The following is an 11,790-nucleotide window of genomic DNA, read 5'->3' as shown; positions in this document are numbered from 1 at the left end:
TCTTTCAGTGGATCTACAGATGGCGGCCGGTCCGGCACGCCAGCGTCGCGACTGATGTTCGCCTGAACGAACCGCCTCGACAACGGGACTCGACTATCTAGGGTACCAAGACCGGCCCATCAGATGGCATGCTGGCTTAGATGACCAGCCAAACGAGTATAAAAACTTTGCTCATCCTCGGTGCCTCGGGGGACCTCACCGGCAGGCTGCTGCTGCCCGGGCTCGCCCGGCTGGTGTCCCGGGGCCGCGCCGACGGCCTGACCCTGGTGGGCGCCGGTTCGGATGACTGGGCCGCGGACCGGTGGCTCGAGCGCCTTGAGGAATCCTTTGCCGACGCCAACTCCCAGGCCGACTCGGCCGGGAAGCAGGAGCTGAAGCGGATCCGCCAATCCACCAGTTACCACCAGCTCGATGTCACCGCCGACGGGCAGCTGGCCGGGCTGCTGGCCACCCTGAAGGGACCGGTGGCGGTCTACTTCGCGCTGCCGCCGCGGATCAGCCAGCTCGCCTGCGAGGCGTTGAAGCCGGACCAGGTGCCCGCCGGAACCCGCCTGGTCATGGAGAAGCCGTTCGGTTCCAGCGAGGACTCGGCCCGGCACCTCAACCAGACCCTGGCCGCCCTGGTCCCGGAGGACCACATCCACCGGGTGGACCACTTCCTGGGCAAAGCGACAGTCCTGAACATCCTGGGGCTGCGCTTCGCCAACGCGTTCCTGGAGCCGGTGTGGAACCGCCGGTACGTGGAAAAAGTGGAGATTGTCTTTGACGAGGACCTGGCGCTGGAGGGGCGGGCCCGGTATTACGACGGCGCCGGCGCCCTCCGCGACATGATTCAAAGCCATCTGTTGCAGATCATGGCCCTGATGGCTATCGAGCCTCCGGCCTCGGTGGATGAGCGGGACCTCCGCGACGCCGTAGCCACAGTGCTGCGGGCCAGCAGCATCAAGGCGCCCTTTGCCAAGAGCACCCGCCGGGCCCGGTACACCGCCGGAACGGTGGATGGCAGGAAGGTTCCGGACTATGCCAGGGAGGACGGCGTCGACGCGTCCCGGGGCACCGAGACCCTGGCCGAGGTTGAAGTGGAGATCGACAACTGGCGGTGGCAGGGGGTGCCGTTCATCCTGCGGTCCGGCAAGGCCCTGGCCAACACCCGCAAGGAAGCGGTGGTGACCTTCCGGCCGGTGCCGCACTTGCCGAAGGGTTTCACCGGGGTGGACGCCCCCAACCAGCTGCGGATCGGCTTCGGCCCGGACACGCTGCAGTTCGACGTCGATGTCAACGGACCCGGCGACGTCCTCAGCCTGGACCGCGCCACGCTTGGGGCGGAACTCAGCGCCTCGGCGCTGCTGCCGTACGGGGAAGTCCTGGAAGGCGTCCTGGCCGGCGATCCCCTGCTTTCGGTCCGCGCCGATACCGCCGAGGACTGCTGGCGGATACTGGAACCGGTCCTCAAGGCCTGGGATCGGGGCAGCGCACCGTTGGAGGAATACCCGGCTGGAAGCGACGGTCCGGAGGGCTGGCCGGCCTGAGCAAAACGTAGGCCGGGCCGGGAACCTTTCCAGGTTCCCGGCCCGCCCTTTTTGCGCGACTGCTTTGTGCGACTGCCTTGTGCGAATGCCCGCTATATAGCGGCTGAGCCGCGTTCCCCGGTGCGGACCCGCACCGCTTCGAACACGTCCATCGTCCAGACCTTGCCGTCACCGGCGCGGCCGGTGTTCGAGCTGGCGATGATGACATCGAGGATGTCATCTGCCTGTTCGTCGGTGGCCAGGACCTCAACCCGGATCTTTGGCAGCAGGTCCACGTTGTACTCGGCGCCGCGGTACACCTCGGTGTAGCCGCGCTGCCTTCCGTAACCGCTGGCCGCGCTGACGGTCAGGCCCTGTACGCCGTAGGCTTCAAGTCCTTCGCGGATGGTGTCGAGCTTTTCAGGCCGGACGATTGCTGTGATGAGTTTCATGCTTCGACACTTTCCTTACCTGCTGCTGCGGACTTCTTGCCGTTGGACGCCGGGTCCACGGTTCCGGCCGGGGCCGCTGCGGCCTGGGCCTTGCCGGTGATGAGTTCGTGTAGCGGGGTGAAGCTTCCACCGTGGCCGCCGACGCCGAACTCGTAGGCGGTCTCGGCGTGCAGGCTCAGGTCCACGCCCACCACTTCCTGCTCCGGGGAAACCCGGAACCCCATGGTCTTGTGGATGGCCAGGGCGATGATCGAGGTCAGCACCGCGGAGTAGGCGATGGCGATGCCGGCCACTGCGAGCTGGGCCCACAGCTGGGTGAAGCCGCCGCCGTAGAAGAGGCCGCCGCCCACGCCTTCGACCGGGAGGGCGATGAAGCCCAGGGCCACGGTGCCGATGATGCCTGAGACGAGGTGGACACCCACGACGTCGAGTGAGTCGTCAAAGCCCCAGCGGAACTTCAGGCCGACGGCGAGGGAGGAGGCCACACCGGCCACGACGCCGAGGCACAGGGCGCCGATCGGGCTGACGTTGGCGCAGGCCGGGGTGATGGCGACGAGGCCGGCGACCACACCGGAGGCGGCACCGAGCGAGGTCGGGTGGCCGTCACGGATGCGTTCGGTCACGAGCCAGCCGAGCATGGCCGCGGCCGGGGCGGCCAGGGTGTTGACCCAGATCAGGCCGCCCTGTTCTGCGGTGGTTGCTGCGCCGCCGTTGAAGCCGAACCAGCCGAACCAGAGGATGGCGGCACCGAGCATCACGAACGGGATGTTGTGCGGGCGGTGGTTGGGATCCTTGCCGAAGCCCTTGCGGTTGCCGATGATCAACACGAGCATCAGCGCGGCGACACCGGCGTTGATGTGGACCACCGTGCCGCCGGCGAAGTCAATCGCCGGGCCCAAAGCCTTGCCGATTGCGCCCTCCGGGCCGAACAGCCCGCCACCCCAGACCATGTAGGCCAGCGGGCAGTACACCAGGGTGACCCAGACCGGAACGAACACGGACCAGGCGCCGAACTTGGCCCGGTCGGCGATGGCGCCGCTGATCAGGGCGACGGTGATGATGGCGAAGGTGGCCGCGTACCCAACCTTGATCAGTCCGTCAGGAGTGTCGATGCCCTCCAGCCCGAAGGTGGCGAACGGGTTGCCCACGATCTGCAGGAAGCCCTCACCGGAGCTCATCGAAGCACCCCACAGCACCCAGACCACACCGACCATGCCGATGGAGATGAAGCTCATCATCATCATGTTCAGTGCGGCTTTGGCGCGCGTCATGCCGCCGTAGAAAAATGCGAGTCCTGGTGTCATGAACAGCACAAGTGCTGCTGCCACCATCAGCCATACGTGACCTGCGGTAAGTTCCATGGTGCACGTCCTCCTTGCTTGGATGCGATCGGAAAGTTGTTGTTGCGGAGTCTTCTGCGTGCCTCAACGCGGTTTGCGTTCTAAGAAGATTTTGTCGGTGGCGTGTTTCGCCGGCGGAGGATTTAGATTGCCGGGGTGTTACAAGAACCTCCCGGAAGTAAATGGTGCAATTCCTTCTTGTTACGGTTATGTTTCACGCGATCCAACACCGTGCCCTCCCCCACGCCACACCGCCAGGAAGCCACCACCATGAGTAAGTCCCACCGCCCCGCGGGTTCCCCGCCCCAGGCAGTTCCCCGGACCGGTGGAAAGGCTGTGCTGCCCCGGGACATCAAGGTGATGTTGGTGGCTGCCTTCCTCATCGCCCTCGGCTTCGGCCTCGTGGCCCCCGTCCTCCCCCAGTTCGCCACCACCTTCGACGTCGGTGCGACGGCCGCCGCCGTGATCGTGAGCATCTTCGCGTTCATGAGGCTCGTCTTCGCTCCCGCCGGCGGCGCGCTGATTGTGCGGCTCGGGGAACGGCCGGTCTACGTGGCCGGCCTGCTGATTGTGGCGGCGTCGACGGCGGCGTGCGCCTTCGCGCAGGATTACTGGCAGCTGTTGATCTTCCGGGGACTCGGCGGCGCCGGCTCGGTGATGTTCACTGTGGCGTCGATGGCCCTGGTGGTCCGGCTGGCGCCGCCGGAAAGCCGCGGCCGGGTCTCCGGGGCCTACGCCTCGGCGTTTCTGATCGGCAACGTCTGCGGGCCGGTGGTGGGCGGCCTGCTGGCCGGCTTTGGCCTGCGGGTGCCGTTCCTGGTCTACGCAGGGGCCCTGATTTTGGCAGCCCTCGTGGTGCAGACCCAGCTGAGCCATATACCGGCCGGTTCCCGCCCGGAAGGGGGTACAGCTCCGGCCATGGAGCTGCGCACCGCCCTGCAGGACAGCGCCTACCGGGCCGGGCTGTTCTCCAGCTTCGCGAACGGCTGGGCCACCTTCGGGGTGCGCATGGCCACGGTGCCGCTGTTCGCCGTCGCCGCACTGAACGCCGGCCCGGAATCGGCGGGCTGGGCGCTGGCCATGTTCGCCGCGGCAAACGCGGTGGCCCTGACCTTCTCCGGCAAACTCGCCGACAGCCTGGGCCGGAAGCCGATGATGATCTCCGGGCTGCTGGTCACCGGCACAGCGACGGCGTTGATCGGCTTCACGCACGAGCTGCCCTGGTTCCTCGCGGCCACCGCCGCCGCCGGCATCGGGTCGGGCCTGCTGGGCCCGGCCCAGCAGGCGGCCATGGCTGACGTGATCGGCAACGAACGCTCCGGCGGGCGGGTACTTGCGATCTTCCAGATGTCCTCCGACAGCGGCGCGATCGTCGGCCCGGTCCTGGCCGGGCTCCTGGCGGACCGGCTGGGGTACGGCTGGGCCTTCGGCGTCACCGGCGGCATCCTGATTGCCGCCGCCGCGGGCTGGCTGCTGGCCCGGGAAACGTTCCAGCGCCCGGCGGCGCGCGCCGCCTGAGAACATCCCCGCGGGCGGACTTCGTTAGGCTGTGGGGAGTCCCCACGCAGAAGCCGGAGAAGTTTTTACATGCCATCCCATGAAGGTCCGCCCGAGCACACCCCGGGGCACACTCCCAATGACCGTTCCTCCGACGGACACCCCGACGGAACAGCAACGCGGCAGAAAAGGCTCCGTCCCGCCGTCGTGATCTCAGTGCTCGCCGTCCTCGCCGTCCTCGCGTCCCTGATGCTGTTTTTGCGGCCCACGACGTCCGGCGACGATGCAGCGTCCCCCGCCCCGAGCGCCAGCGCCACCCCGGCCCCCTCCTCGGCGAAGGCCGTACCGTCGCCGACCAAGGATCCGTTCTACAAACAGCTCGGCCCGCCCGCCGGCTCGCCGCTGGAACCTGTGGCACCACAGCAAGTCAACGTTTCAGCGGACCCGGTGGGTACAACGCTGAACAAAAGCACCGCCGGATTGTCACTGGAGGCCACGGACCTCGGCGATCCGGCCCTCACCGCGGACAACGCCTCCATGGTGGCGCTCCTGAAGCAGATGGACCAGCCGTTCCTGAGGTTCGGCGGGCGGGCCGTCGACCGTCGCTTCTTCTGGACCTCCTCCGGGGAACCCCTGCCCGAGAATTACCGTGGGGATAAGGCACACGTGCCCCGGGCGGTCGGCCCGGCAGACCTGGCCAGGGTGGCGGCGCTGCTGAAGGCGACCGACGCCAAGGTCACCATCACCGTAGACCTCGGACACTATGACCCGGCCCGGGCCGCGGACCTGGTCAAACACGCCACGGAAATTTTCGGTGACCGTCTTCTCAGCGTCACCGTCGGCAACGAACCGAACGGGTACGCCGCCGACGGGGTCCGTCCGCCGAGCTACAACGTGGCGGACTACCTCAAGGAACTGCAGGCCTATGCCGCTGCCATTTACGCGGTGGCACCCGACCTGCCGATCTCAGGGCCCGGAACCTACGACGACACCTGGTGGCAGCCCTTCATCGACGTCAAACTGCCGCAGCGCAAAATCCTTACCTTCCATTACTACGCCCTGTTCAGCTGCGATGGCAGCACCCCCACCAGCTCCCCGGTGATGGGCAACCTCATGAACGCCAACATGCACCAGCGCGCCATCGAATACCTCAATGAGGCGCTCAGGGCCGCAAACGCGGCGGGAATCGAAACCTGGCTGCCCGAGACCGGCGCCTCAACGTGCCCGGGGTCGAACGAGATCACCAAGACACATGCTTCGGCGTTGTGGGCGGCGGACTACAGCCTGAACGCCGCGCAGCTCGGCATTGCCAAACTTGCTTTCCACAGCTCCCTGCTGACGTGCACCGGCGGACCGCCCATGTCAGCCATTTGCAACGGCGGCCCGTACCTCAAGCCGGACGGCGAGCTCTCCGCACGGGCCAACTTCTTCGGCATTGCCATGGTCAGCCAGCTTGAGGGCGGAAAGTTCCTGAAAACCATCAGCACCGGCGGCGGTCTTGCCACGTCCTACGCCCTGCAGAACGCGGACGGCAGCACCACCGTGGTCCTGGTCAACGAAAACGACCCGGAGAAGGCCGCCCAAACGGCCGTCACCCTCGACCTGCCGGGCAAGGCCCGGACAGGAACCATGAGCCAGCTCACCGGGCCCAGTTACGCCTCGCAGGATGGCACGGCCATTGACGGAGACAAATCCGGACCGGTTCCACTTGCCGACCGGGCCACGATGGAGGGCTTCAAGCCCGGTTCCGCGACGCAGACGTTCAAGCTGACGGCCGGCACAGTGACTGTCCTGAACTACACGTACTAGACGAACGTCCCGTCCTAAGACCCCTTAAAAGCAACTGGCTCCCGGGCAGTACCGTTCAGTTCAGCGAACGGCATCACCCGGGAGCCAGCCGCGTTTAAGCGGTGCGGCGGCGAGGCCTAATTCAGGATGGCATCGACGAAGTTCTCGGCGTCGAACGGGGCGAGATCGTCCGCGCCCTCGCCGAGGCCGATGAGCTTGACCGGGACGCCGAGCGACTTCTGAATGGCCACCACAATGCCGCCCTTGGCGGTTCCGTCCAGCTTGGTCAGGACGATGCCGGTGATGTTGACTACCTCGGCGAACACCCTGGCCTGGTTCAGGCCGTTCTGGCCGGTGGTGGCGTCCAGGACCAGAAGCACCTCATCCACCTCGGCCAGCTTCTCGATCACGCGTTTGACCTTGCCGAGCTCGTCCATCAGGCCGGTTTTGTTCTGCAGGCGCCCGGCGGTGTCAATCATGACGACGTCGACTTCCTGGTCGATGCCTGCCTTGACCGCCTCGTAGGCTACGGACGCCGGGTCCGCGCCGTCGACGTCGGACTTCACGGTGGGAACACCGACGCGGCTGCCCCAGGTGGCGAGCTGCTCGGCGGCGGCGGCGCGGAACGTATCTGCCGCTCCGAGCAAAACGTCCTTGTCCTCGGCGACGAGCACCCGGGCGAGCTTGCCCACCGTGGTGGTCTTGCCGACGCCGTTGACGCCCACCACCAGCACGACGGCGGGCTTGTCGGCGTGGCGCTGGACCCGCAGCGTGCGGTCCATCGTGGGGTCCACCAGCTTGATCAGTTCCTCACGGAGGAGGGCTTTGACCTGCTCCGGGGAGCGGGTGCCAAGCACCTTGACGCGTTCCCGCAGCGCGTCCACGAGCTGCAGGGTGGGCTCGGTGCCGAGGTCGGCGAGCAGGAGGATTTCCTCCACCTCGTCCCAGACGTCCTCATCGATCTTGTCGGCGGAGAGCAGGGCCAGCAGGCCCTTGCCGAAGATGTTGTTGGAACGGATGAGCCGTTCGCGCAGGCGGATCAGGCGCCCTGCCACCGGCAGCGGCGTCTCCACGGGGACGGTTTCCAGTCCGGCGACGTTGTCCGGCACGTCAACCGTTTCCAGGCCCTCCAGGTCGACGCCGTCGGGTGCGTTCCGGTCCCGGGTGGGAGCAGGACGGTCTTCCAGGAGGGTTCCGCCGGCACCCGGCTGCACAGGATCGTTCTCGTCCCGGGTTCCGGGGTAGTTGGTGATGTTCTTCCGGGTCTTCATCAGAACCGGAAGGAGCGCACCGAGGACCACCAGGGCGGCGAGAATGGGCAGGAGAATGGGGAGGATGTCGTTCACTCCCCTAGCTTCTCACAAACCGGAAAGCGGCCGCGGAGCCGGAAAACCGGAGCGGACGGACCCCGGCTCCCGGGCCGGCCGGGGCCGACGGGCCGCTGTTTAGGTCTGGACGCCGAGGCGCTGGCTGATGACGGTGGAGACGCCGTCGCCGCGCATGGTCACCCCATAGAGGGCGTCAGCAACTTCCATGGTGCGTTTCTGGTGCGTGATGATGATCAGCTGGCTGGACTCGCGCAGTTCCTCGAAAATGGTGATGAGCCGGCCCAGGTTGGTGTCATCCAGGGCCGCTTCCACCTCATCCATGACGTAGAAGGGTGAAGGCCGGGCCTTGAAGATTGCGACGAGCAGGGCCACCGCGGTCAGCGACCGTTCGCCGCCGGAAAGCAGTGAGAGCCGCTTGATCCGCTTGCCCGCCGGCCGCGCCTCAACCTCGATGCCGGTGGTGAGCATGTCGGTGGGGTCGGTGAGGACCAGCCTGCCCTCGCCGCCGGGGAAGAGCCGGGCGAAGATCCGGACGAACTGCTCCGAGGTGTCCTCGAAGGCCTCGGCGAAGACCTTCTGGACGCGCTCGTCCACTTCCTTGATGATGTCCAGCAAGTCCTTCCGGCTCGATTTGAGGTCCTCGAGCTGGGCGCTGAGGAACTGGTGGCGTTCCTCGAGGGCGGCGAATTCCTCCAGCGCCAGCGGATTGACCCGGCCCAGCGCGGACAGGTCCTTTTCGGCCCGCTTCAGCCGTTTCTCCTGCTCCTCCCGGACGAAGGGTTTGCCGGCCACGATCTCGCGGCCGGCTTCATCGACCGGCGCACGCAGGGCAGCCCATTTGTCGCCCGATGCCGCGGCGGCGACGGGGACGGGCCGGTCGGGGCCGAAATCGGCCACCAGCTGGTCGGCGGTCAGCCCCAGTTCCTCGATGCTGCGAAGTTCCAGGGCTTCGATCCGGAGGCGCTGCTGGGTGCGGGCCAGTTCGTCGCGGTGCACGGAGTCGGTCAGCTCGGCCAGTTCGCGGGCGAGTGCGTCGTTGCTGCCGCGCACAGCGGCGAGCTCGGCGTCCATCTGTTCCTTGCGTTCCTCGGCGCTGTCCCGTTCCTGCCGGGCGAGTTCCACGGAGACGTCCAGGAAACCGATGACTTCGGCGACGGCGGCGGTGACGGCCGCGGCGCGGTGCGCCTGGAGGCGGCGGCGGCGTGCCCGTTCGGCGGCTTCCTCGCGGGCGCGGCGTTCGGTGGCGGCGGCGCGTTCGAGCGACGAGGCCCGGTTGCGGGTGGCGGTGAGCTGCTCTTCGGCGCTGCGCAGGGCGAGCCGGGCGTCCATTTCGGCGCTGCGGGCCAGTGATGCAGCGAGGGCCAGCGCGTCGCGGTGTTCCGGGGACGGTTCTTCCTCGGCCGGAGCTTCCTGGGCGGCGGCGAGCCGCGCCGCCACCGCGGTCAGCGTCTGCTGTTCGGTCACGATGTTGGCTTCTGCTTTTGCGAGGGAGGCGGCGAGCCGTTCGCTCTCGCCGACGGCACTGCGCAGCACGGAGTTCAGGTGCCCCAGGCGTTCGGCGACAGCCGCCAGCCGGGCATCGGAATCATGGAGTTTCTCGAGGGCCGCGTCGGCGCGGTCCTGCGCCGCGGCCCGCCGGTCCCGGGCGGCGGCGAGGGCGAAGCGGTGGCGCTCCAACTCGGCCGTCACCGCGGCAAGCCGGGCGGAAGCATCGTCCACCGCTGCCTGCACCTCCAGCAGTGACGGTGCCGTCGCGGAGCCGCCGCTCACGCTCAGCGCCGTGAGCACATCCCCGGCCGGCGTCACGGCGGTCAGGTCCGGACGGGCGGCCACCAGCGCCGCTGCGGCGTCCAGGTCATCGACGACGGCGATGCCCGCCAGCAGCGCGGTCAGCGGCAGCTTCGGGGCGGCGTCGTCGGTGCCGGATGCTGTGATGAGCTCGGAGGCCCACCGGGCGCCCGCGGGCAGGTCGGCGCCGGGAGCCCCGGCCTCGGACTGCGGCACCCCGCCGGAGGGTAGATCCGGACCGGCGGCGGAAGGGACCTCGGACAGCAGCAGGGCGGCCCGGCCGGCGTCGTCGTCCTTCAGGTTCCGGACGGCGGCGGCCGCAGCCGCGCTGTCCCGGACCACGACGGCGTCGGAGGAGGCGCCGAGGGCCGCGGCAACGGCGGCCTCGAAGCCGGGCTCAACGGTGACCATGGACGCCAAAGATCCGAGGACCCCGGGGATGCCCGAGCCGAGGACGTGCTCGGAGCCGTCCTTGCGGTTCAGTCCGAGTTGCAGGGCGTCGCGGCGGGCCATCAGGGCTCCGCGTTCGCGCTCAGCGTCGCGTTCGGCCGCTGTGAGCGCATCGATATCGGCCGCGACGGCGTCCAGGGCCGCGCTGGCGTCCTCATAGTCGGCGTCGAGGGTTTCCTCGCCGTCCTCCACGCCGGCAACCTGGGATTCGAGGGCGGTGAATTCGCTGTGCGCCTGCCGGCGGCGTTCCTCGCCCGCCTTGAGGGATTCACGGAGCCGGCCGAGTTCAGCCTGCGCGGCTTCGACCCGGGAGCGTGCGGCACCCACCTGTCCGGCCAGTTTCGCCAGGCCCTCGCGGCGGTCTGCGGCGGCGCGGAGCAAGGAGGCGAGCCGCTTGTCCTCGGCCGCTGCGGCGTTTTCGGCGTCCTGCTTGGCCGCCGTCGTGCCGTCCAGGGCGCCACGGCGGTCCACGATCTGGCGTTCCAGCCCGGCCTGTTCCTCGCGGACGCGGGCGGCCTGGCGGTCCAGCTGGTCGGGGTCGCGGCCGGAATCCGGCATGGCGTCGGAGGTGCCCAGCAACCGGCGCCGCTCCTCGGCGAGCGAGCCCAGCGAGCGCAGCCGTTCCCGGCCGGTGGAGAGCTGGTACCAGGTGTCGCGGGCTGCGTTGAGCTTGGGCGTGGCCTCGGCCGCGAGGTGCTCCAGGCTGGCTTGCCGCTGCCTGCCGGTCTCAAGTTCCTGCCCGACGACGCCGCGCCGGGCTTTGAGCGCGCTCTCGTCCGCGACGTCCTGGGCCAGGGCGGACTGCTGCCGGACGAGGTCGTCCGCGAGGAGGCGGGAGCGTGCATCCCGGACCTCGAACTGCACGGTCTGGGCCCGCCGGGCTACCTCGGCTTGTCTGCCTAGTGGCGTGAGCTGGCGCCGGATTTCGCCGGTGAGGTCGCTGAGCCGGGCGAGGTTGGCCTGCATCGCTTCGAGTTTGCGGACCGTCTTTTCCTTGCGGCGGCGGTGTTTGAGGATGCCGGCGGCTTCTTCGATGAAGCCGCGCCGGTCCTCGGGGGTGGCATGGAGCACCTTGTCCAGTTGGCCTTGCCCCACGATGACGTGCATTTCCCGGCCCAGGCCGGAGTCGGAGAGGAGTTCCTGGATGTCCAGGAGCCGGCAGCCGGCGCCGTTGATGGCGTATTCCGAGCCGCCGGTGCGGAACAGCGTGCGGGAAATCGTGACTTCGCTGTATTCGATGGGCAGGGCGCCGTCGCTGTTGTCGATGGTGAGGGAAACATGCGCGCGGCCCAGCGGCGGCCGTCCTGACGTGCCGGCGAAAATCACGTCCTCCATTTTGCCGCCGCGGAGGGTCTTGGCGCCTTGCTCGCCCATGACCCACGCCAGGGCGTCCACCACGTTGGACTTGCCGGAGCCGTTGGGTCCCACCACGGCGGTGACGCCTGGCTCGAATTCAAAGGTCGTCGCCGAGGCGAAGGACTTGAATCCCCGGACGGTCAGGCTTTTCAGATGCAAGGTGTTTCTGGTCTCCTGCTCGGCGGACGCGGGTGGTGGGGACAGCCGCGGATACCTACAATCTACTGCGGGGCAGGGACATTTCCGCGCAGAACCGAGGCAACCACGGGGCAGTTGCCTCAAT

7 protein-coding genes are annotated in these 11,790 nt (G+C 68.2%); 3 read left to right on the top strand and 4 right to left on the bottom strand.

Going from position 1 to position 11,790, the window contains the following annotated elements; genetic code table 11:
• Positions 1-140: 140 nt before the first annotated feature.
• Positions 141-1,529 (top strand): glucose-6-phosphate dehydrogenase, encoded by a 1,389-nt coding sequence (locus RCH15_RS06445; RefSeq protein ID WP_326959208.1) that lies wholly within the window; start codon positions 141-143, stop codon positions 1,527-1,529.
• Between the two features lie 92 nt (positions 1,530-1,621).
• Here RCH15_RS06445 and RCH15_RS06440 read toward each other — a convergent pair whose 3' ends face one another.
• Positions 1,622-1,960 carry a P-II family nitrogen regulator gene (locus tag RCH15_RS06440; RefSeq protein WP_024366371.1) on the bottom strand — a complete coding sequence of 113 codons (339 nt, stop codon included), beginning with the start codon at positions 1,958-1,960 and terminating at the stop codon, positions 1,622-1,624.
• A complete protein-coding gene (locus RCH15_RS06435) occupies positions 1,957-3,321 on the bottom strand; it encodes an ammonium transporter (RefSeq protein WP_326959207.1) in 1,365 nt (454 codons plus the stop codon). The genes RCH15_RS06440 and RCH15_RS06435 overlap by 4 nt, the downstream gene beginning before the upstream one ends.
• 249 nt (positions 3,322-3,570) lie before the next feature.
• Between RCH15_RS06435 and RCH15_RS06430 the strand changes: the two genes are divergently transcribed.
• Together RCH15_RS06430 and RCH15_RS06425 are read left to right on the top strand one after the other, a co-directional pair.
• Complete coding sequence (locus tag RCH15_RS06430; RefSeq protein ID WP_326959205.1) at positions 3,571-4,818, top strand: MFS transporter; 1,248 nt, start codon at positions 3,571-3,573, stop codon at positions 4,816-4,818.
• Between the two features lie 69 nt (positions 4,819-4,887).
• Positions 4,888-6,606 carry a hypothetical protein gene (locus RCH15_RS06425; RefSeq protein ID WP_326959203.1) on the top strand — a complete coding sequence of 573 codons (1,719 nt, stop codon included), beginning with the start codon at positions 4,888-4,890 and terminating at the stop codon, positions 6,604-6,606.
• Positions 6,607-6,722: 116 nt separating this feature from the next.
• Here RCH15_RS06425 and ftsY read toward each other — a convergent pair whose 3' ends face one another.
• Positions 6,723-7,931, bottom strand: coding sequence for a signal recognition particle-docking protein FtsY (gene ftsY / locus RCH15_RS06420; protein WP_326959201.1), 1,209 nt, complete (start codon positions 7,929-7,931; stop codon positions 6,723-6,725).
• Positions 7,932-8,030: 99 nt separating this feature from the next.
• Positions 8,031-11,666, bottom strand: coding sequence for a chromosome segregation protein SMC (gene smc / locus RCH15_RS06415; protein WP_326959199.1), 3,636 nt, complete (start codon positions 11,664-11,666; stop codon positions 8,031-8,033).
• Positions 11,667-11,790 lie beyond the last annotated feature (124 nt).

The sequence above is a fragment of the Arthrobacter sp. MP_M4 genome (assembly GCF_035984855.1).
In the GTDB taxonomy this organism is placed as follows: Bacteria; Actinomycetota; Actinomycetes; order Actinomycetales; family Micrococcaceae; genus Arthrobacter.
The sequence above is the reverse complement of the archived record's forward strand: the minus strand, read 5'-3'. Positions and strand labels throughout refer to the sequence as shown.